This is a genomic window from Pseudomonas fluorescens (assembly GCF_030344995.1).
Classification (GTDB): domain Bacteria; phylum Pseudomonadota; class Gammaproteobacteria; order Pseudomonadales; family Pseudomonadaceae; genus Aquipseudomonas; species Aquipseudomonas fluorescens_BF.
Genome location: NZ_CP128260.1, coordinates 5,743,802 through 5,764,502, shown reverse-complemented (window position 1 = coordinate 5,764,502; position 20,701 = coordinate 5,743,802). Strand labels below are relative to the sequence as shown.

At 60.7% G+C, this 20,701-nt stretch carries 19 protein-coding genes; 15 read left to right on the top strand and 4 right to left on the bottom strand.

What is annotated here, in order from left to right; all coding sequences use genetic code 11:
• Nucleotide 1: 1 nt before the first annotated feature.
• Complete coding sequence (locus QR290_RS25910) at nt 2-3,451, bottom strand: calcium-binding protein (protein ID WP_289203880.1); 3,450 nt, start codon at nt 3,449-3,451, stop codon at nt 2-4.
• Between the two features lie 192 nt (nt 3,452-3,643).
• Between QR290_RS25910 and QR290_RS25905 the strand changes: the two genes are divergently transcribed.
• Nucleotides 3,644-3,844 carry a hypothetical protein gene (locus QR290_RS25905; protein ID WP_115079330.1) on the top strand — a complete coding sequence of 67 codons (201 nt, stop codon included), beginning with the start codon at nt 3,644-3,646 and terminating at the stop codon, nt 3,842-3,844.
• A gap of 48 nt (nt 3,845-3,892) precedes the next feature.
• Entirely contained in the window at nt 3,893-4,471 is a 579-nt protein-coding gene (locus QR290_RS25900; RefSeq protein ID WP_115079329.1) for a hypothetical protein, read from the top strand.
• On the opposite strand, the gene QR290_RS25895 is transcribed toward QR290_RS25900, so the two are convergent.
• Nucleotides 4,468-5,784 (bottom strand): bifunctional DedA family/phosphatase PAP2 family protein, encoded by a 1,317-nt coding sequence (locus tag QR290_RS25895; RefSeq protein ID WP_289203879.1) that lies wholly within the window; start codon nt 5,782-5,784, stop codon nt 4,468-4,470. The two genes, QR290_RS25900 and QR290_RS25895, sit on opposite strands and share 4 nt — an antisense overlap.
• Before the next feature lie 55 nt (nt 5,785-5,839).
• Nucleotides 5,840-6,535 (bottom strand): DNA-3-methyladenine glycosylase, encoded by a 696-nt coding sequence (locus QR290_RS25890; protein WP_115079327.1) that lies wholly within the window; start codon nt 6,533-6,535, stop codon nt 5,840-5,842.
• Between the two features lie 177 nt (nt 6,536-6,712).
• Here QR290_RS25890 and QR290_RS25885 point away from each other — a divergent pair, with 177 nt between their 5' ends.
• From QR290_RS25885 to QR290_RS25825, 13 genes are all read left to right on the top strand, one after another.
• Nucleotides 6,713-7,984, top strand: coding sequence for a glutamate-5-semialdehyde dehydrogenase (locus QR290_RS25885; protein WP_115079326.1), 1,272 nt, complete (start codon nt 6,713-6,715; stop codon nt 7,982-7,984).
• Entirely contained in the window at nt 7,953-8,675 is a 723-nt protein-coding gene (gene nadD / locus QR290_RS25880) for a nicotinate-nucleotide adenylyltransferase (protein ID WP_115079325.1), read from the top strand. The genes QR290_RS25885 and nadD overlap by 32 nt, the downstream gene beginning before the upstream one ends.
• A gap of 72 nt (nt 8,676-8,747) precedes the next feature.
• On the top strand, nt 8,748-9,242 hold the full coding sequence (gene rsfS / locus QR290_RS25875) for a ribosome silencing factor (protein WP_115079324.1): 495 nt from the start codon (nt 8,748-8,750) through the stop codon (nt 9,240-9,242).
• Nucleotides 9,243-9,251: 9 nt separating this feature from the next.
• Nucleotides 9,252-9,719 carry a 23S rRNA (pseudouridine(1915)-N(3))-methyltransferase RlmH gene (rlmH, locus tag QR290_RS25870; protein ID WP_003185785.1) on the top strand — a complete coding sequence of 156 codons (468 nt, stop codon included), beginning with the start codon at nt 9,252-9,254 and terminating at the stop codon, nt 9,717-9,719.
• Nucleotides 9,720-9,728: 9 nt separating this feature from the next.
• Complete coding sequence (gene mrdA, locus QR290_RS25865) at nt 9,729-11,624, top strand: penicillin-binding protein 2 (RefSeq protein WP_289203878.1); 1,896 nt, start codon at nt 9,729-9,731, stop codon at nt 11,622-11,624.
• Between the two features lie 31 nt (nt 11,625-11,655).
• Complete coding sequence (gene rodA, locus QR290_RS25860; RefSeq protein ID WP_050761190.1) at nt 11,656-12,759, top strand: rod shape-determining protein RodA; 1,104 nt, start codon at nt 11,656-11,658, stop codon at nt 12,757-12,759.
• 17 nt (nt 12,760-12,776) lie between these two features.
• On the top strand, nt 12,777-13,787 hold the full coding sequence (mltB, locus tag QR290_RS25855; RefSeq protein WP_007958658.1) for a lytic murein transglycosylase B: 1,011 nt from the start codon (nt 12,777-12,779) through the stop codon (nt 13,785-13,787).
• Nucleotides 13,787-14,794, top strand: a complete 1,008-nt coding sequence (locus tag QR290_RS25850; protein ID WP_011336096.1) for a septal ring lytic transglycosylase RlpA family protein — start codon at nt 13,787-13,789, stop codon at nt 14,792-14,794. The genes mltB and QR290_RS25850 overlap by 1 nt, the downstream gene beginning before the upstream one ends.
• 183 nt (nt 14,795-14,977) lie before the next feature.
• Nucleotides 14,978-16,135, top strand: a complete 1,158-nt coding sequence (locus tag QR290_RS25845) for a D-alanyl-D-alanine carboxypeptidase family protein (protein WP_115079323.1) — start codon at nt 14,978-14,980, stop codon at nt 16,133-16,135.
• A gap of 84 nt (nt 16,136-16,219) precedes the next feature.
• Nucleotides 16,220-16,495 (top strand): DUF493 domain-containing protein, encoded by a 276-nt coding sequence (locus QR290_RS25840; RefSeq protein ID WP_007958664.1) that lies wholly within the window; start codon nt 16,220-16,222, stop codon nt 16,493-16,495.
• Nucleotides 16,495-17,142 (top strand): lipoyl(octanoyl) transferase LipB, encoded by a 648-nt coding sequence (gene lipB / locus QR290_RS25835; RefSeq protein ID WP_289203877.1) that lies wholly within the window; start codon nt 16,495-16,497, stop codon nt 17,140-17,142. The genes QR290_RS25840 and lipB overlap by 1 nt, the downstream gene beginning before the upstream one ends.
• 25 nt (nt 17,143-17,167) lie before the next feature.
• Nucleotides 17,168-18,166: a lipoyl synthase gene (gene lipA, locus QR290_RS25830; RefSeq protein WP_162130488.1), complete on the top strand. Its 999-nt coding sequence runs from the start codon at nt 17,168-17,170 to the stop codon at nt 18,164-18,166.
• Nucleotides 18,167-18,340: 174 nt separating this feature from the next.
• A complete protein-coding gene (locus QR290_RS25825) occupies nt 18,341-19,288 on the top strand; it encodes a S66 peptidase family protein (RefSeq protein ID WP_115079321.1) in 948 nt (315 codons plus the stop codon).
• A gap of 51 nt (nt 19,289-19,339) precedes the next feature.
• On the opposite strand, the gene QR290_RS25820 is transcribed toward QR290_RS25825, so the two are convergent.
• Complete coding sequence (locus tag QR290_RS25820; RefSeq protein ID WP_115079320.1) at nt 19,340-20,662, bottom strand: lytic murein transglycosylase; 1,323 nt, start codon at nt 20,660-20,662, stop codon at nt 19,340-19,342.
• Between the last annotated feature and the right edge of the window lie 39 nt (nt 20,663-20,701).

Here is a 20,701-nt window from a genome sequence, read left to right as displayed (position 1 = left end):
GTCATTCCTTGACGATAATCAGGTGCCCGATCGGAATCGAGCGCAAAGGAGCGTCTTCTGTACTCCAGATCCGGGTTTCGGGGTTGTAGATAATCTTGCCGGGAGATGTGTCGAGCAGTCGAATGTTGCGGACCTTTACTTGACTGGTTTCAAGTTCGACACGTTGGTGATGATCCTGAATATCCCGGGCAATCGCTTCAATCGATGGATAGCTCCGGGCGTCGACGGCATACAGACCAATCAGCTCGAACAAGGCATTGACGCGATAACAGTTGCCTGAAGAAATCATTACCTCGATGGTTTCTATTGGCAGTGCCGGATCGTTGCTGTCCGGCAGATGAACCTGAATGCTGCCGATCCTCAGCAGATTGTCCTTGATGACGAGGTCGCGTTGGGTGATCTGTTCCTGAAGATGTTGCGTGTGAATGTGCCAGGTGGAAGACCCCGAGACGCGGGCATCCGCTTGTGCTGTCGACAGGCGAATGGACGTATGGCTGGCAGGCAACAACTCGTAGGTGGAGGCGCGTCCCTCCAGCCAATAGGTTGCGTTGTGCTCGGCATCCCTGAATTCCACCCGTTGCGCGGTTGTCTTCAGCGTGCGCCTTTCGACCGATGGCCTGACGAAAATGTACCGGCCAGCTCGTTCGCGCAAGGAGACCGGGCTTTGCACGCTGGTATAGCCAGGATGGCGGGCGTCATTGAGGTAGGAGTTGTGCGGGTAGTCGAGTCGATAGGAAGTGTTGTCACGCATGACCAGCGTCAGAGAATGATTCAGATGCCAGCCTGAGGCCATGATTCCGGCGCCTCTGTCGGTTTTGCGGCCGGGATGTTCACTCACGACTCCGTGCAGTGAAAGCATGCCGCCACCCTGTTTGAACGTGAGGTCGAAGTGCATGTTTGTATAGGTAAGAAACGTGAATGCCCCGTGCTCCGTTTTTGTAACCGTATAGATGGCGCGGACTTCGTTGATTTCATTGCTGTCGTAGTCGATGTACAGCGTACTGTGGGCGGGTTTGCCACTCTGTGGAGCCATCAGAATGGTGTGTCGGCTCTGGCGGGTGACGAAGTAGTTCGAGTGCGGTTTGTCCGACAGGCGATAAGGGCGATCATTGACCTGTACCGGCGAGACTTTGGCGGTGCCGGCGCTCAGGATGGCGACGCTCAGGATCAGATCGCCCGACTCCTCTATCACCTCTGGCCAGATCGGCTGCAAGTGGTAGCCGTCCTGAGTGATGAACACCCATTTGTCATTTTGCAGCGAGCGTTTGCCATCAAGGTTCCGGTAGACCGCCTCGCACGTCAGCTCACGCAGGGGCGTTCGAAAATCATCATCGCGCAGTGATTCGACCACCATGCCTTCATTGCGGATGAACCAGCGCTGGATGGCTTCCAGAGTCACGCCCAGATAGACATTGCTCGGTTCCCTGCCGTCTTCGTGTATGGATACCTTGAGACTGCTCGGGTCCAGATAGTAGACGTCGTTGCCGCTGCCCCCGTCGACGACAGCGTGCAGACCGCGCACGGAAACAAGGTCGTCTCCGGCGCCGGCTTCGATGTGATCATTGCCATTGGCAGTGATGATGTCGGCCTGATCGGAGCCCGTCACGCGATTGACCGCGCCGGCAAGGGTCTCGACCTTTTCGATGGAGCCGAGTGTCGAGTGCAGCACGGGTTCTTGCGCCGGATCCACGGGGAGCAGGGACAGCCTGCCGTTTTTCAGGTCAACGTCATAGCCCTTGTGGCGTGGCGGCTCTGCTATATGGTCTTCGTGTCGGTGCTTGCCTTGAAGCCAAAGCAGGTCGATGCCCTCACCACCCGACAATTCGCTGGCTCCGATCGGATCGCTTGAAAGATTTTCCGACGCCGACTGAAAAAGAAACGAGTCATTCTTGTCACCGCCGCTCAGCGCTTTTCTGCCGGTGGAGTAGCTGAAAAAATTCGGCTTGTCCTTGACGCCTTGCACCGTGTCGAGACCACCGCCCAAACTCCAGAAGACACCTTTGTCCGGATGGCTGACGCCCTTGGTTACGAGATCGTCAGCGACCGGCAGCCCTTTGCTTGCGTCGTAGGTGTCGTCGATGTCCTGGATGACCGGCAGGTTCTCGGTCTTGTAGGGGGCTTCTCCCTTGCTGGTGTCCCACTCATAGCGATAGACGCGGGTGGGCTGCAACTTGACCTCGTACCGGCCATCGACGATGGCATCGACACTCTCCTTCAATTCATTGTCGAGCCAGCTGAGACTGCGTGTTTTCAGGGCTTTCGCGTAGTCGCTGGTGGTCTTGGCGATCAGGTAGCGATCCATCACCGCCTGATCCTGCTGCTGGCCGGTGAATGCAAACCAGCCGGCGCGCCAGCGCTCGTTCACGGTCAGTTCGATGTAGTCGTCGATGTCGTCGACCATCCTGGCGGCGCCATAGACTCTGGCGCCGACAATCATCAATGCGGCCGCGGCGATTCCCACCGGGCCGGCAGCCTGGAAGCCCATCAATGCTGCACAGCCAAGAGCGAGGGACAACGCGCCACTGAACACGCTCAACCCGCCGGCGACGTAAAGATCCTGTGCCTCCTTGCCTTTGGCCTTGGCGGCATCGTTGAACGACTTGATGGCGGTATAGATATCGAAGGGCAGTGTGATCACGCTGGCGATCAGGCCCGCTCCACGGCTGAGCCACTTGCCTGTGGAGGTCTTGCCGAATTTCTCGAATGTCTCATAGCCACGGCGGATCATTTTTTCGCCGCTTTTGCCAAGCGCGTACTCGACTCCAAGGGAGATGATTTCTGACACGCCGGCGCCGACATTGAGCCAAAACTCACCCATCTCCTCTCTTTTGTATGCGTCAAGGGCACCCATGTAAGCGCTGTACAGCCCATAAGCCTGCATTCCGACGCCCATGCCGGTCATTCCGCGACTTTTGCTTTTGTCGACCCAGGTCGGCAGGTTTTCAGTCAACGGACTTCGGCGGATGTCCAGGCGCTGGGTGGCGGTCAGCAATCTATTGATCCGGTTCATCGGATCTGCTGCATCGCCCGCTGGCATTTCCCGCATCAGCGATGGGGCATCGGGTGAGCGCTGCGTGACGATTTCATAGAGCAGGTCCGGTACGTGCTGGCGGTCCGGGCCGTCGACCGATCTGATTCGCTGCTCAACCTGTAACGGGTCAAAAGCCAGTCCGTCGGTAAAGGACTGGTCAGGCACGGGGAAGTAGGTGTTGGCCGCGCTGATGGCTTGGCCATCGATCTGCGCTCCCAAGGACGCCAGTGTCTGGCGACTGGCAGTTACTTCACCAAAACGCAGGGGCCCGAACAGTTTGTCCACGTCTCGCAGGGTGGGGGATTTTCCCGATGTTTTGAGCGGGGCTTCGGGAGATGAAAGAGCGGGGTCAGTAATGTCTGAAATTGTAAGTTGGGCTGTAAGAATAGTTTCTGTACTGGATGTGAAAGGCTTGGCCAAGATCAATGCTCTACAGTGAAATGTCGAATGAATCTGACATGAAGTGCAGTGCTGTTCAGTTGTTAATGTTTTGCGGATTGTGTTGTTGTTTTTTGTATTGTGTTTGAAGTAGCTGCATATTGTTTGTCAGTCGCTATTCATCTAGTTTTTAATTTTTCCGCCAGAGGCGGGTTGATAGCAAAGGAGAGCGAAATGACAATTTACGAAGATGAGTGGGCCTTCTGGGACGATATCGCCGGCAAGTATATTTTCAAGCACGCCGGTGTTGATCAGAACACCGATACCATCATCAGGAATGCAGGTTATTACGCGGATTCGATGATCCTTGAGCGGCGCAAGCGCAAGCGTGTCAAGAACGTGTCGAATGCCGCTATGTTTGCCGCAGTCAAATGATTTACTGACTTTATTTGATTTACTTTTTAATGGTGAGAGAGTTGCTATATGTCTGATTCGGAAAGCGTCAAATTTACGGGGCATCTATTTTCAGGCGGTCTTCCTCTGGTTATCAATTACCAGGTGATGGAGAGTCGTTTGAAGTATTCGCGAATTACCACGGGGCAGCGACTGGAGGCAGAAATTTCTTTGAACGATGAAGTTGCATCACGCATTGTGACGCTCGCGGATCATGATGATGCCGAACCGCTATTGTTTGAATTTGTACCGGACTCTCGGGGGCGCTATTCCCTTAACGTCAAAACGGCCGGTCGTTATTTCGATTGGCGGGTACGCCTGGATCAGAAGACCCGGCATCTTGTGGTGGACAAGGATGTCGGCAGTTACTTCGAAATGGAAACCTATGGAGGAAAGGTGAAAAACTTTGGTGACTTTCCTTCCAACCCGGTTTCTGTGGCGTTGTTCAGTGTCGAGAAGCAGAAAAGACTTTTTCAACATGCAACGAAGCAAGGTCTCTGGTACTTCCTCGATCAGAATCCGAACGACACCGGCCACAATGCATATAACGCCGAAAACGTGTCGTTCATCCTGAGGATCAACCCTTCGCCGGTTTCTTCTGCTGCTTAATACGAATAGCGCAGCAATGTATGCGGCAAATGTCGCAGCACGAAGAAGCCGAACAGGGCGAACAGCGCTGGCAGCACCAGCCACCAGACTTTTTGCGGCATGGCGCCGAGCGGTGACTGCCGTTGACTGAGCCAGAGCCCGGCGGCGCACACGCACGCGGCGAGCATGGCGCCGGCCAGCACATCCGTCGGCCAGTGTGCGCCCAGATACACCCGCGACAGGGCAATCGCCAGTGCCGGAATACAGCCGATCAGCAGCCAGGTCAGTCGCAGCCTTGGCGGTTGCCCGCGTCCGGCGAGTACGGCCAGGGCCAGGAACAGCGCGAATGAGCCGGACGCATGGCCGCTGGGCATGCTGTAGCTGGTGAGCGGATCGGTCAGTACTTCCGGGCGCACCCGGGCGAAAAACAGTTTGGTCCCGGTGTTGGCCAGGGCCGTGACGAGCAAGGTGCCGCCCACGAAAATTGCATGGCGCCACTGACGGCACAGCAACAGCAGCGCAGTCAGCAGGGCGCTGAACAGCAACATGTTGCGGAACTCACCGATCAGGGTGAACACCACCGCCACCTCATCCAGCGCCGGGCGGCGGTGTTCCTGCACCAGGGTCATGACGCCCTGATCGAGGGCGGTCAGATACGGGTAGCCGATGAACAGGCCGATCAGGATCAGCAGGCTCATGCTGCTGATCCAGATCGTTGCCCGGCGATGACGGCGCAGGCTGCTGTTGGCGCTCAGACCGACCATGACGGCGATGCTGCCGGCGACGATCCCGGCCTGTAGCCAGAAGCCTTCCGGCAATGGCAGACGAATTGCCGCCCCGGTGGCCCAGCCCGGTAGCAGGTACGCGAGGCTCCAGCCGGCCGCCGCCAGCAGACTCACGGCGGCGAAGCGCGGGAAGGGCATGTCGCACATCCCGGCAACCATCGGCAACATTGGTCGCAACGGGCCGATAAATCGTCCGACCAGCAGGCTGGCGATGCCGTAGCGCTGGAAATAGGTTTCCGCGCCGGCCATCCATTCCGGGTGATGGCGCAGGCCCGGCAGACGCCGGATATTCTGGTGGAAGTGGCGGCCGAGGAAATACGAGACCACATCGCCGAGAATCCCGCCGAGGAAGCCCAGCAACAGGGTCTCGCTCAATGACAGCGCACCGCTGCCAGCCAGCACCGCCACGGCAAACAGCAGCACCGTGCCGGGTACGATCAATCCGGCAATCGCCAGACATTCCACAAACGCCACAATGAGCACGGCGGCCGCCAGCCATTGCGGGTTGGCGGCCAGCCATCCGGTCACGCTATCGAGCCATTGGCCCATACAAACCACTCCATTTCATTGATGTCCCTGATCGGCGAGCCGAAGGGGTGTGCATTCACAGCAGAAAATAATCGCGACCTTCGACCTGGCCCCGACGCAGCGGGTTCCGCGTGCACCACTGGGCATAGGCGGCGTCGACGAAGCGATACATCAAGTGTTCGTCACGGCCATGGGGAATGCCCAGGCGGGTGGTCTGAATCACATGAGCTGGCGCAGGGCCGGTGTTTTCCACCAGCAGGATTTCGTGGTCGAAGCGCTTGGCATCCCACACTGGCACTTTCAGTCCCAGCGCCTTGCACAGCAGCGTCTGCCCGGCACACAGTTTTTGTGAAGGGCGCGGGCGACCCTGGGCGTCGGGGTTGTTCAGCAGCATCTGCGCCAGGCTGGCCGGGCCGCTGATCTCGTCGACCCACGGATAGGCCGATTTGATCAGCACCGCATTGCCCGGACCCTGCGCGCTGAAGTTCAGCGAATCGCCGCCACGGGCGTAGTACATATAGATGTGGCCGCCATCCAGAAACAAAGCCTTACGCTTTTCTGTGTAGCCGAGGGACGCGTGGCTGCCTTTTTCTTCGCAGTAATACGCTTCGGTTTCGATGATTCGGGCGCTGAGCCACAGATCGCCGACGCGGTGGCGGATGACTTTGCCGAGCAGATCACGGGCCAGCGTCTGGGCGTCACGGTCGAAAAAGGCGTCCGCAAGGCCGACAGGCTGGCGCGCGGAGGTGGCGCGAACGGTCAGGTTGGACATGGCAAACAGTGTTTATCCAGGCGGAGGAGGTCGTGATGATAACAATTCGCGGCTTAATCTCTGCTGAACGTCGGCAAATCGCCGTCCATTTCGACCATCCGCCCGTCACCGCTGTTAGTCCCGAGACGCGACAGCTATAATCTGCCGCTTTCCTCTTTGCCAAGACCCCAGCAGACCATGACTGAGTCCGTTCTTGACTACATGACCCGATTGGGTCGCGCCGCCCGCGAAGCCTCCCGCGTTATCGGCCGTGCCAGCACCGCGCAGAAAAACCGCGCCCTGCTGGCTGCCGCCAATGCCCTGGACGCCGCCCGCGCCGAGCTTGCGGCAGCCAATGAACAGGATCTGGCCGCCGGTCGCGCCAACGGTCTGGAGCCGGCACTGCTGGAACGTCTGGAACTGACTCCGGCGCGTATCGACGGCATGATCGTCGGTCTGCGTCAGGTCGCAGCACTGCCGGATCCGGTCGGTGCGATCCGCGACATGAGCTTCCGCCCGTCGGGCATTCAGGTCGGCAAGATGCGTGTACCGCTGGGCGTGATCGGGATCATCTACGAATCCCGTCCCAACGTGACCATCGACGCCGCAAGCCTGTGCCTGAAGTCCGGCAATGCGACCATCCTGCGCGGCGGTTCCGAGGCGATTCATTCCAACCGCGCGATTGCCGCCTGCATCCAGCGTGGTCTGGCCGAAGCCGAACTGCCGGCCGCCGTGGTGCAAGTGGTGGAAACCACCGACCGCGCTGCCGTTGGCGCCCTGATCACCATGCCGGAGTACGTCGACGTGATCGTGCCGCGCGGTGGCCGTGGCCTGATCGAGCGCATCAGCCGTGACGCCCGGGTACCGGTGATCAAGCATCTGGACGGCATCTGCCACGTCTATGTCAGCGAACACGCCGACCTGCCAAAAGCCCAGCGCATTGCCTTCAATGCCAAGACCTATCGCTATGGCATCTGCGGTGCGATGGAGACCTTGCTGGTCGATCAAAGTGTTGCGAAGGATTTCCTGCCGTCGATGGCGAAGCAGTTCCGCGAAAAGGGCGTCGAGTTGCGCGGTTGCGAGCGTACCCGGGCGATCATCGAAGCTGTAACCGCGACCGAAGAAGACTGGAGCACCGAGTACCTGGCGCCGATTCTGTCGATCCGCGTGGTGGATGGCCTGGATCAGGCCATCGAACACATCAACCATTTCGGCTCCCACCACACCGACTCGATCGTCAGCGAAAACCTCGCCGACACCCGCCAGTTCGTGGCTCAGGTCGACTCGGCGTCGGTGATGATCAACACCCCGACCTGCTTCGCCGACGGATTCGAATACGGATTGGGTGCCGAGATCGGCATTTCTACTGATAAGCTGCACGCCCGTGGCCCGGTGGGCCTCGAAGGACTGACCTGCGAGAAGTACATCGTGGTCGGTGATGGCCAGTTGCGCGGCCAGGCGACGGTCTGACTTGTCCGACCTTGACCTGAAAGCGCCGAAACCCGGCAAGAAATCCCGTCCCCTGCGCATCGGCGTACTGGGCGGGACGTTCGATCCGGTGCACGTCGGCCATTTGCGTGGCGCGCTGGAAGTCGCCGAAGCGCTGGGGCTCGACGAGCTGCGCATGATGCCCAGCGCCCGGCCGCCGCACCGCGACATGCCGCAGGTGTCGGCGCAGGACCGGCTGGCAATGGTTGAATGTGCGGTGGCCGGTGTGCCGCCGCTGGTGGTGGACGCCCGCGAATTGCAGCGGGACAAACCGTCCTGGACCATCGATACCCTGGAGTCGCTGCGTGCCGAAATGGCCGCCGAGACCCAGGTTTTTCTGCTTCTGGGCTGGGACGCATTTTGCGGCCTGCCCACTTGGCATCGCTGGGAAGAGTTGCTCCAGCATTGCCACATCCTGGTGCTACAGCGCCCGGACGCCGACAGCGAACCGCCGGATGCCTTGCGCAACCTGCTGGCAGCGCGTTCGGTGAGCGACCCGCTGGCCCTGAAGGGGCCGAGCGGACAGATTGCATTCGTCTGGCAGACACCGCTCGCGGTTTCCGCCACCCAGATCCGTCAACTGCTGGCCAGCGGTAAGTCGGTACGTTTCCTGGTGCCCGACGCGGTCCTGGCCTACATCGATGCGCACGGTCTGTACCGTGCGTCGAACTGAACAAGGCGTGCTTCACTGATACGAATCCACGTGTCGCCAAGCCGCCGAAAATATGAGCAAAACGAGTTTTATATGACTGACAAAGACCAAACCAAAGTAAAGCGCAAAGGCACGTTCAAGAGCGCTCCACTGCCGGAAGTCGCCAACACCAACGAGCCGCTGAAAGGCGATGAGCTGGTCAAGGTGGCCGTTGCTGCCCTGGAAGACGTCAAGGCCCAGGACATCCAGATCATTGATGTGCGCGACAAGCAGAGCATCACCGACTACATGATCATCGCCACCGGTACTTCCAATCGCCAGATCAACGCGATGCTGGACAAGGTTCGCGAAGAGGTCAAAAAGAACGGCGCCAGGCCGCTGGGCGAAGAAGGCAAGGGCGACAGCGACTGGGTGCTGCTGGACCTGGACCTGGTGATCGTGCACATGATGACCGCCTCGGCACGTCAGTTCTACGACCTGGAGCGCCTGTGGGCCGGTGCCGAGCAAAGCCGTGCGGCGGACGCCAAGCACCACAGCCCGGAAAACACCCACGAGCATTTCACCAAGCTCAACAAAGACCAGCTGTAAGGGATTGCTGTGCGACTGCGCCTGATCGCCGTCGGTTCACGCATGCCCAAGTGGGTGGAAGAAGGCTGGCATGAATATGCCAAGCGTCTTCCGTCCGAGCTGGCGCTGGAACTGGTGGAAATTCCGCTCAACACCCGTGGCAAGAACGCCGACGTGGCCCGCTTCATCCGTCAGGAAGGCGAAGCCATGCTGGCCAAGGTCGGGCCGAACGAGCGGATCGTCACCCTCGAAGTTCATGGCAAGCCGTGGAGCACCGAGCAACTGGCGGTCGAACTCGATCGCTGGCGCCTGGACTCGCGCACGGTCAACTTCATGGTCGGTGGCCCGGAAGGGCTCGCGCCGGAAGTCTGTGCCCGCGCGGATCAGCGCTGGTCGTTGTCGCCGTTGACGCTGCCGCACCCGCTGGTGCGCATCCTCATCGGCGAGCAGTTGTATCGTGCCTGGACCGTGCTGTCCGGCCACCCTTACCACAAGTAATCCGCCCTCATGTCTCAGCCGATCCGCATCAAGGACCACGAAAAAGACGCCCGTCTGGTGCGTGGTCGCGTCGTGTTCGGCGCAATTGCGGTGGTGGCGCTGATCTGCGTGCTGATCGCGCGCCTGTATTACCTGCAGGTGATTCAGTACGAATATCACTCGACCCTGTCGGAAAACAATCGGGTGCATGTCCAGCCGATTCCGCCGACCCGTGGCCTGATTTTCGACCGCAACGGCGTGGTGGTGGCGGACAACCGTCCGAGCTTCAGCCTGAGCATGACCCGCGAGCGCTCCGGCGACTGGCAACAGGTGCTCGACGTGATCGTCGAGGTGCTGGAGCTGACGCCGGAAGACCGGGTGATCTTCGAGAAACGCATGCGCCAGGGCCGCCGGCCGTTCGAGCCGGTGCCGATCCTGTTCGAGCTGACCGAAGAGCAGATCGCCCGGATCGCGGTGAACCAGTTCCGTCTGCCGGGCGTCGAGGTGGTCGCGCAACTGGTCCGTCATTACCCGCAGGGCGCGCATTTCGCGCACTCGGTGGGTTACATGGGGCGGATCAACGAGAAAGAGCTGAAGACCCTCGATCCGGTCAACTACAGCGGCACCCACCACATCGGCAAGACCGGCATCGAGCGCTTCTATGAGGCCGAGCTGCACGGTCAGGTGGGTTATGAAGAGGTCGAGACCAACGCCCGTGGCCGCGTCCTGCGCGTGCTCAAGCGTACCGATCCGGTGCCGGGCAAGGACATTGTCCTGAGCCTCGACATCAAATTGCAGGAAGCCGCCGAGGCTGCGCTGGGCGGTCGGCGTGGCGCGGTGGTGGCGCTCGATCCGAAAACCGGCGAAGTGCTGGCGATGGTCAGCCAGCCGAGTTTCGACCCGAACCTGTTCGTCACCGGCATCAGCTTCAAGGCCTACGCCGAGTTGCGTGATTCGATCGATCGGCCGCTGTTCAACCGCGTGCTGCGCGGTCTGTACCCGCCGGGTTCGACGATCAAACCGGCGGTGGCGATTGCCGGTCTCGATGCGGGCGTGGTGACGGCGTCGAGCCGGGTGTTCGACCCCGGCTACTACATGCTGCCCAACTACGATCACAAATACCGCAACTGGAACCGCACCGGGGACGGCTTCGTCGACCTCGATACGGCGATCATGCGGTCCAACGACACCTACTTCTATGACCTGGCGCATAAGCTGGGCATCGACCGGTTGTCGGCCTACATGAACAAGTTCGGCATCGGCCAGAGGGTCTCGCTGGACATGTTCGAAGAGTCCCCCGGCCTGATGCCATCTCGCGAGTGGAAACGCGCGACCCGGCGTCAGGCGTGGTTCCCCGGCGAAACCCTGATTCTCGGGATCGGCCAGGGCTACATGCAATCGACCCCGCTGCAACTGGCCCAGGCCACGGCGCTGGTGGCCAACAAGGGTGTATGGAACCGCCCGCACCTGGCCAAGACCATCGAAGGCGAGAAGCCGAAGGATGAAAATCCGATGCCGGACATCATCCTGCGCGACCCGTCCGACTGGAACAAGGTCAACCACGGCATGCAGCAGGTAATGCACGGTGCCCGAGGCACCGCGCGCAAGGCCTCGATCGGCGCGCAATACCGGATCGCCGGCAAGTCGGGTACGGCCCAGGTCGTGGCGATCAAGCAGGGCGAGAAGTACGACCGCTCCAAGGTTCAGGAGCGCCACCGCGACCACGCCCTGTTCGTCGGTTTCGCGCCGGCGGATGACCCGAAAATCGTGGTGTCGGTGATGGTCGAGAACGGTGAGTCCGGTTCCGGCGTCGCGGCACCGGTGGTGCGGCAGGTCATGGATGCCTGGCTGCTGGATCAGGACGGACGGTTGAAGGCCGAATACGCCAGCCCTATCAGTGCGGAGGCTACGGCCCGTGATGAATAATTTCGATCGCATGCTCTCCAGCGAGGATGTGATGCGTCGCCGGGCGACGCTGTTGCAACGTTTGCATATCGACGGCCCGTTGCTGGTGCTGTTGTTGATCCTGGCGGCCGGCAGCCTGTTCGTGCTGTATTCGGCCAGCGGCAAGAGCTGGGATCTGCTGGCCAAACAGGCCACGTCATTCGGCATCGGTCTGGTGTCGATGATCGTCATCGCCCAGTTCGAGCCAAGGTTCATGGCGCGTTGGGTGCCGCTCGGCTACGTGATCGGGGTGGTGCTTTTGATGGTGGTGGACATCATGGGCCACAACGCCATGGGCGCGACCCGCTGGATCAACATCCCCGGAGTGATCCGCTTCCAGCCCTCGGAATTCATGAAGATCCTGATGCCGGCGACCATCGCCTGGTATCTGTCCAAACGCACGTTGCCGCCGCAACTCAAGCATGTCGGCATCAGTCTGCTGCTGATCGGTGTGCCGTTCGCCCTGATCGTGCGTCAGCCGGATCTCGGCACTTCGCTGCTGATTCTGGCCGGTGGCGCCTTCGTTCTGTTCATGGGCGGGCTTCGCTGGCGCTGGATTCTCAGCGTACTGGCGGCGGCGATTCCGGTGTCGGTTGCGATGTGGTTCTTCATCATGCACGACTACCAGAAGCAGCGGATCCTGACGTTCCTCGACCCGGAAAGCGATCCGTTGGGCACCGGCTGGAACATCATTCAGTCGAAAGCCGCGATCGGTTCCGGCGGCGTATTCGGCAAGGGCTGGCTGCTGGGTACCCAGTCGCACCTGGACTTCCTGCCGGAAAGCCACACCGACTTCATCATTGCGGTACTCGGCGAAGAGTTCGGCCTGGTGGGCATCTGCGCACTGTTGCTGATCTATCTGTTGCTGATCGGTCGTGGCCTGGTGATTACCGCCCAGGCCCAGACGCTGTTCGGCAAATTGCTGGCCGGCGCTCTGACCATGACGTTTTTTGTTTACGTTTTCGTCAACATCGGTATGGTCAGTGGCCTGTTGCCGGTGGTAGGGGTGCCGTTGCCGTTCATTAGCTACGGCGGAACTTCGCTGGTGACGCTGCTGTCAGCGTTTGGGGTTTTGATGTCGATCCATACCCATCGCAAGTGGATCGCGCAGGTTTGAATAAGGTGAAGAGTTCAATGCAAGTAATGCGTGACTGGGCGACACGATACGCACCGTGGCTCGGCCTGGTAGGCATCCTTGGCAGCGCGCAGGAAGCGTTGGCCGGCGATTACGAAGGCTCGCCCCAGGTGGCCGAATTCGTCGGTGAAATGACCCGCGACTACGGTTTCGCCGGCGAACAGCTGATGGCTGTGTTCCGCGAGGCCCAGCGCAAGCAGGCGATTCTCGACGCCATCTCCAAACCCGCCGAACGGGTCAAGCAGTGGAAAGAATACCGGCCGATGTTCATCACCGACGCGCGCATCGCCCGTGGTGTGGACTTCTGGCGCCAGCACGAGGCCACTCTGGCCCGCGCCGAGCAGGAATACGGCGTTCCGGCCCAGGTGATCGTGTCGATCATCGGCGTTGAGACCTTTTTCGGACGTAATACCGGCAATTACCGGGTGATCGATGCCTTGTCCACGCTGGGTTTCGACTATCCTCCCCGTGCCGAATTTTTCCGCAAGGAGCTGCGTGAGTTCCTGCTGCTGGCGCGCGAAGAGCAGGTCGACCCGCTGACCCTCAAGGGTTCCTACGCCGGGGCGATGGGTTTGCCGCAGTTCATGCCGAGCAGCTTCCGCGCCTATGCGGTGGATTTTGACGGCGACGGCCACATCAATATCTGGAACAACCCGGATGATGCGATCGGCAGCGTCGCCAGCTATTTCAAGCGTCACGGCTGGGTCGCCGGCGAGCCGGTGGTCAGTCGCGCGGATGTACGCGGCGAGCAGGTGGATGAGGGCCTGACCACTGGCATCGAACCGACGAAAACCGTCGGGGAGTTGCGAGCGTTGGGCTGGTCGAGTCATGATGCGCTGCGCGATGACATGCCGGTCACCGCATTCCGCCTGGAAGGCGACAATGGCCCGGAATACTGGATGGGCCTGAAGAATTTCTACGCGATCACGCGTTATAACCGCAGCGTGATGTACGCCATGGCCGTACATCAACTGTCTGAACAGCTGGTACAAGCACGGGGCGTCAAGTAATGCGGGCATTGCCTATCAATAAACCCCTGAAGCTGGTGGCTTTCGCTGCGTTGGCGGTGCTGGTCGCCAGTTGTTCGACCAGCCGTTCGCCGAGCCAGAAGCCGACCACCGCCGTGCGTTCGCAGCCTGGCCTGGACATCAACCGGGCCCACAAGGATGGCGCACCGTGGTGGGACGTCGACGTATCGCGCATCCCGGACGCCACGCCGACCCTGCACACCGGCCCGTACAAGGCCAACCCGTATACGGTGCTGGGCAAGACCTACTTCCCGTTGCAGGAATCCAAGACTTACGTGGCCTCCGGCACCGCGTCCTGGTACGGCACCAAGTTCCACGGTCAGAACACCGCCAACGGCGAGGTCTACGACCTGTACGGCATGAGTGCCGCCCACAAGACATTACCGCTGCCGAGTTACGTTCGGGTGACCAACCTGGACAACAACAAGAGCGTGATCCTGCGGGTCAATGACCGCGGGCCGTTCTACTCGGACCGGATCATCGACCTGTCCTACGCCGCCGCCAAGAAGCTCGGTTATGCCGAAATCGGCACCGCGCGGGTCAAGGTCGAAGGCATCGACCCGCAACAATGGTGGGCCGCGAAGGGCCGTCCGGCGCCCTTGATGCTCAACGAGCCGCAAGTCGCGCAGAATAGCGCCCCGGTGATCACGGCCTCGGCCGGCACCGTCGAGCAATGGACTCCGCCGCCGCAGCAGCACGCCGCGGCCGTCGTGCCGGTTCAGCTCGATGCAAAAAAAAACGCTTCTGCACCAGCGTCTGGCCAGTATCTGCAGGTGGGCGCGTTCGCCAACCCGGACGCTGCAGAACTCCTGAGGTCGAAGCTCAGCGGGATGGTGAGCGCTCCGGTGTTCATCAGCTCGATCGTGCGCAATCAGCAGACCCTGCACCGGGTTCGCCTGGGACCGATCGGTTCGCCGGGTGAAATTGCCCAGGTACAGAACAGCGTGCGCCTGGCCAACCTGGGTTCGCCAAGTGTGGTCACCGAGTAAACGTAGGACTTGATTGACGGTTCACCAGCGATTGGGGGGTGAACCAGGTTGTTGGCTCGTCGAAGAACAAAAGCCCGGCAAGGGTGACTGGAGTGAGCAACTGAACACGCGATGGCCCGTTAGAAAGCCATCTGATTAATTTTGCCCGCAAGGGCAGTTTCCATTAGCGATTTCGAGAGACGGATGAACATCACCACCTTTGCCAAACGCCTGTGTCTGCTAGTCCCGCTGCTCCTCTCGCCTGCCGCGTTCGCGGCCGAGATGATGCCGTCGCCACCACAACTGGCCGCCAAATCCTACGTGCTCATGGATGCCAACAGCGGCAACGTGCTGGTGGAGAACAACGGTGACCAGCGCCTGCCGCCGGCCAGCCTGACCAAGTTGATGACCGCGTACATCGCCACGCTGGAAATCCGTCGTGGCCAGATCGGTGAAAACGACCCGGTGACCGTCAGCGAAAACGCCTGGCGCACCGGCGGTTCGCGGATGTTCATCAAGGTCGGCTCGCAAGTCACTGTCAGCGACCTGCTGCACGGCATCATCATCCAGTCCGGCAACGACGCCAGCGTCGCGGTGGCTGAACACATCGCCGGCAGCGAAGACGCCTTCGCCGACCTGATGAACAAGACCGTCGCCGATCTGGGCATGACCAATACCCACTTCATGAACCCGACCGGTCTGCCGAACCCTGAGCACTACTCGTCGGCTCACGACATGGCGATCCTGGCGCGCGCGATCATCCACGAAGACCCGGCTCACTACGCGATCTACTCGCAGAAAGAGTTCTTCTGGAACGGCATCAAGCAGCCTAACCGCAACCTGCTGCTGTGGCGCGACAAGACCGTAGACGGTCTGAAAACCGGCCACACCGACGAAGCCGGCTACTGCATGGTGTCCTCGGCCGTACGTGACGGCATGCGCCTGATCGCCGTGGTGTTCGGCACCAACAGCGAAGTGGCCCGCGCAGCCGAGACCCAGAAGCTGCTGACCTACGGTTTCCGTTTCTTCGAAACCCAGACCTTCTATCAGAAGGGCACCGAACTGGCTCAGGCCCCGGTGTGGAAAGGCACTACCAGCCAAGTCAAGGCCGGCCTGGCTGAAGACCTGACCATGACCCTGCCGAAAGGCCAGCTGAAGAAGCTCGCTGCCAGCATGACCATGAACCCGCAACTGACCGCGCCAATCGCCAAGGGCGACGTGATCGGTAAAGTCGAAGTGAAACTGGACGACAAGGTGGTGCACAGCGCCGACCTGATCGCCCTGGACGCTGTCGAGGAGGGTGGTATCTTCCGCCGCATGTGGGATAGCATCCGTCTATTCTTCTACGGCTTGTTCAACTGATTTGAGTTGACCTGCATGGCCCCGTTCCTGTCCGGAGCGGGGCCTTGTTCGTTACCGGGCTTACGCTTACGAGGCCGTTACGCCATGACCGATACCGAAGTAAAGGCGCCAAAGATCGAATTTCCCCAGGTTGATTATCCGGTTAAGGTGATCAGCGATACGGGCGTCGGCAACAAAGACAAGATCATCGACATCGTCAAGAAACACGCCAAGATCAACGATGAGCGTGTCGACGAACGTCAAAGCAGCAACGGCAAGTACACCACCATCCAGTTGCACATCGTCGCGACCGACCAGGATCAGCTGTACAACATCAACAGCGAACTGCGGGCTACCGGTTTCGTGCACATGGTGCTGTGATGCCGGGCACGCTGGGCTTTCGCGAGCTTGGCCAGGTGGCTTACGAGCCGGTCTGGCAGGCCATGCAACGTTTTACCAACGAGCGTGGCACCACGGCCCCGGACGAAATCTGGCTGGTCGAACACCCGCCGGTTTTCACCCAGGGCCAGGCCGGCAAGGCCGAGCACCTGTTGCTGCCGGGGGATATTCCGGTGGTGCAGGTCGACCGCGGCGGTCAGGTGACCTACCATGGCCCCGGCCAACTGGTGGCGTACCTGCTGCTGGATGTGCGCCGACTCGGTTTCGGCGTGCGCGATCTGGTCAGCCGCATGGAGCGCTGCCTGATCGAACTGCTGGCCAGCTACGGCGTGACCGCCGTGGCCAAGCCGGATGCTCCCGGCGTCTACGTTGACGGAGCGAAGATCGCTTCTCTGGGTTTGCGGATTCGCCACGGTTGTTCCTTTCACGGCCTGGCCCTGAACGTGGACATGAACCTGGAGCCGTTTCGACGGATTAATCCCTGCGGCTATGCCGGGCTGGCGATGACCCAGCTGAGCGAGCACGCAGGATCGATTGAATTTGCCGAGGTAAGTGCCCGGCTGCGCGCGCAGCTCGTCAAACACCTCGACTATGCTGAGCAGACGACCCTGACGGGCGGAATCGACTGATATGACTACTGATGCAGTGCAAACCATGATCCCGACGCTCGACGTGACCGAGCGCCCGGCCCCGCGTCCCAAGGTTGAAGCCGGCGTCAAGCTGCGCGGCGCCGAGAAGGTTGCACGCATCCCGGTGAAGATCATTCCGACCACCGAACTGCCGAAGAAACCCGACTGGATCCGCGTGCGCATCCCGGTTTCGCCGGAAGTCGACCGCATCAAGAGCCTGCTGCGCAAGCACAAGCTGCACAGCGTCTGCGAAGAGGCGTCCTGCCCGAACCTGGGCGAGTGCTTCTCCGGCGGCACCGCGACCTTCATGATCATGGGTGACATCTGCACCCGTCGCTGCCCGTTCTGCGACGTTGGTCACGGTCGTCCGAAGCCACTGGACGTCAACGAGCCGGAAAGCCTGGCCATCGCCATCGCCGATCTGAAACTCAAGTACGTGGTGATCACCTCGGTTGACCGCGACGACCTGCGTGACGGCGGTGCCCAGCACTTTGCCGACTGCATCCGCGAAATCCGCAAACTGTCGCCGAACGTGCAGCTCGAGACCCTGGTCCCGGACTACCGTGGCCGCATGGACATCGCCCTGGAAATCACCGCCGCCGAGCCGCCGGATGTGTTCAACCACAACCTGGAAACCGTACCGCGCCTGTACAAGGCTGCGCGTCCGGGTTCGGACTACCAGTGGTCGCTGACCCTGCTGCAACGCTTCAAGCAGATGATGCCGCACATCCCGACCAAATCCGGCCTGATGCTGGGTCTGGGCGAGACCGACGACGAAGTCATCGAAGTCATGAAGCGCATGCGCGAACACGACATCGACATGCTGACCCTGGGCCAGTACCTGCAACCGTCCCGCAGCCACTTGCCGGTGCAGCGTTTTGTGCACCCTGACACCTTCGCCTGGTTCGCCGAGGAAGGTTACAAGATGGGCTTCAAAAACGTCGCGTCCGGCCCGTTAGTACGTTCTTCGTACCACGCCGACGAACAGGCGAAACTGGTCAAGGCCGAGCTGCTCGGTTCCTGATTCAGCGCTGAACGGGAAAATGCCCGCCGGGGTTTATCGCCCGGCGGGCATTTTTTTGCCCGGCCTACACCCGTTACTGGCTTTTCCTGCAATCTGCGGCGCGACCGGGCCTCTTCTGTTTGTCGCCGTTCCTGACTACTGTGTGAGCATGACTTCACACAGGGAGATCCATGGATGACCGTTCGACCGACCCACACCCTTTTTCCGCACAAACCTGTGCCCGCACTGCCGTCGGAAGGGCTGATAGGCGTGATTGCGCCAGCCGGTCCCGGCACGCTGGATACCGAAAAGGCCGTTCAGTGGATGCGCGCCCGGGGTTACGGTTTGCGAGTGTTCCCCGGCGTCTACAAGAAGGACGGTTATCTGGCCGGCAGCGACGAGGTGCGGCTTAACGATCTGCACGCGGCGTTCGCGGATGAAGAGGTCGATGCAATCATTTGCCTGCGCGGTGGCTACGGCACACCAAGGTTGCTGGACCGGATCGACTACGATCTGCTGAGCCGCCATGCCAAGCCCTTCGTCGGTTACAGCGACATCACCGCGCTGCATCTGGCCATCAGTCGCTACGCCGGGTTCGTGACCTTTCATGGGCCGTTGTTGAATGCCGATCTGCTGGGGGACAAGGAACCGCCGACGGTGACGTCGTTCTTCGCGATGCTGCGTGGTCAGTTGAAGGCCGGAAGCGTGCTGAGTCATCCGGCGGCTTATCCATTGACCACCGTGGAGCCCGGCATTGCCCACGGGCGTCTGCAGGGTGGCAATCTGGCGATGATCGCCGCGACGTTGGGCACGCCTTACGAAATCGACGTCGAAGGGGTGATTCTGCTCATCGAGGACATCAACGAGCCGCTGTACCGGATCGACCGCTTGCTGACCCAGATGCGTCTGGCGGGCAAGTTGGCCAGATTGCGCGGCGTGCTTGTCGGGGACGTGGCGGGCGTGGACGTCGAAGCCTTGAACCGCCTGCTCAAACAGACCTTTGAACCACTGCGGATTCCGGTGCTGTCCGGCTGGCGTAGCGGGCACTGCGATCCGAACCTGACATTGCCGCTGGGGGCGCTGGTTCGACTGGATGCGGGGAGGAAGGAATTGATGCTGGAGCAGGATGTGGTGATTCGCTGAGCGAGCCACAAAAAAAGACCGCCGCCTGAAGAGGCAGCGGTCTTTTTGTTTTTACTGGTTACGCAGGCTTTCCAGCAGCTTGTGTGTCGGATAACCGTCCGCCGGCCAGCCGAATGACTGCTGCGCACTGCGGATCGCCTTGCGCGTATTGGCACCGATGATTCCGTCTGCCGCACCGGCGTCGTAGTTGCGCGCGGTCAGCAGGTTTTGCAGTTCGATTCGCTCGGTGCGGCTCAACGGCAGGTCATCTTTTGGCCAGGTGCCATTGATCAGGCCGGCGCCGTTGAAGCGCTCGGACAACAGGCTGACGGCCAGTGCGTAGGACGACGAGTTGTTGTACTTGAGGATCGCCCGGAAGTTATCGAGGATCAGGAACGCCGGGCCACGATAGCCGGCCGGCAGCAGCAGGGCAGCCGACAGTTGCTCGGAGCCGGCCGGAACCTGGCCGCCGTTCGGCAGGATCACGCCCAACTGCCGCCATTCGGCGACGCTTTTACGAATCGCGCCATCGGCCAGGGTGTAGTTGAAACCGCTTGGCAGTTGCACTTCGAAGCCCCACGGCTGGCCACGCTGCCAGCCGGAGCTTTGCAGGTAATGCGCGGTGGAGGCCAATGCGTCAGCCGGGCTGCCCCAGATGTCGCGGCGACCGTCACCGTCGAAATCCACGGCATGGGTGTTGTAGGTGGTCGGGATGAACTGGGTCTGGCCCATGGCGCCGGCCCAGGAGCCGAGCATTTTTTCCGGCGTGATGTCGCCCTGTTGCAGGATCTGCAGCGCCGCGATCAGCTGTGCGTGGGCAAAGCCCGGACGGCGGCCTTCATAAGCAAGGGTTGCCAGCGAGTTGATCACCGACTTGCTGCCCTGGAACTGGCCGAAGTTGCTTTCCATCCCCCACACCGACACCAATGCCTGACGATCGACGCCATAACGCTGCTCGATGCTTTGCAGGATGTCAGCGTACTGGCTGATCAGGGCCTGGCCTTTGCGCACGCGCAAGGGCGAAAGCGCGCCATCCAGGTACTCCCAGACCGGCCGGGCGAATTCCGGCTGGCTGCGGTCGGCACGAATCACGCTGGCATCGAAGCTGACATTGGCGAACGCGCGGTCAAAAAGATCGGCACGAATGCCGGCAGCCAGAGCGTCCTTGCGAAAACCTGCCTGCCATTCGGCAAAGGTCTGGGTCGGTTGCAGGTCGAGATCGTCACCGGACGGCACTACCGGCGGGATGACCGCTGGGGCTGTGGCAACGGGGGCTGTTTGAAGCGGTTGAGCGTCAGCGGCGGTAGGTTTTTCCGCGCAGGCGACGAGCAGTACGAAGCTGGAGGCAGCGATCAGTTGGCGGAAGGGCCAACGACGGGAAAGACTGAGGGGCATGCACAGGTCCAGGGAATACGAATCAGGTGCAGACCTTAA

Coding starts and splice junctions, on each gene's coding strand:
- QR290_RS25845 (WP_115079323.1), top strand. CDS start 14,978: ATGAACATCACCACCTTTGCCAAACGCCTGTGTCTGCTAGTCCCGCTG.
- mltB (WP_007958658.1), top strand. CDS start 12,777: ATGCAAGTAATGCGTGACTGGGCGACACGATACGCACCGTGGCTCGGC.
- lipA (WP_162130488.1), top strand. CDS start 17,168: ATGATCCCGACGCTCGACGTGACCGAGCGCCCGGCCCCGCGTCCCAAG.
- QR290_RS25825 (WP_115079321.1), top strand. CDS start 18,341: ATGACCGTTCGACCGACCCACACCCTTTTTCCGCACAAACCTGTGCCC.
- QR290_RS25890 (WP_115079327.1), bottom strand. CDS start 6,535: ATGTCCAACCTGACCGTTCGCGCCACCTCCGCGCGCCAGCCTGTCGGC.
- QR290_RS25895 (WP_289203879.1), bottom strand. CDS start 5,784: ATGGGCCAATGGCTCGATAGCGTGACCGGATGGCTGGCCGCCAACCCG.
- nadD (WP_115079325.1), top strand. CDS start 7,953: ATGGCCAGTTGCGCGGCCAGGCGACGGTCTGACTTGTCCGACCTTGAC.
- QR290_RS25900 (WP_115079329.1), top strand. CDS start 3,893: ATGTCTGATTCGGAAAGCGTCAAATTTACGGGGCATCTATTTTCAGGC.
- QR290_RS25820 (WP_115079320.1), bottom strand. CDS start 20,662: ATGCCCCTCAGTCTTTCCCGTCGTTGGCCCTTCCGCCAACTGATCGCT.
- mrdA (WP_289203878.1), top strand. CDS start 9,729: ATGTCTCAGCCGATCCGCATCAAGGACCACGAAAAAGACGCCCGTCTG.
- QR290_RS25905 (WP_115079330.1), top strand. CDS start 3,644: ATGACAATTTACGAAGATGAGTGGGCCTTCTGGGACGATATCGCCGGC.
- QR290_RS25885 (WP_115079326.1), top strand. CDS start 6,713: ATGACTGAGTCCGTTCTTGACTACATGACCCGATTGGGTCGCGCCGCC.
- lipB (WP_289203877.1), top strand. CDS start 16,495: ATGCCGGGCACGCTGGGCTTTCGCGAGCTTGGCCAGGTGGCTTACGAG.
- QR290_RS25850 (WP_011336096.1), top strand. CDS start 13,787: ATGCGGGCATTGCCTATCAATAAACCCCTGAAGCTGGTGGCTTTCGCT.
- rsfS (WP_115079324.1), top strand. CDS start 8,748: ATGACTGACAAAGACCAAACCAAAGTAAAGCGCAAAGGCACGTTCAAG.
- rodA (WP_050761190.1), top strand. CDS start 11,656: ATGCGTCGCCGGGCGACGCTGTTGCAACGTTTGCATATCGACGGCCCG.
- QR290_RS25840 (WP_007958664.1), top strand. CDS start 16,220: ATGACCGATACCGAAGTAAAGGCGCCAAAGATCGAATTTCCCCAGGTT.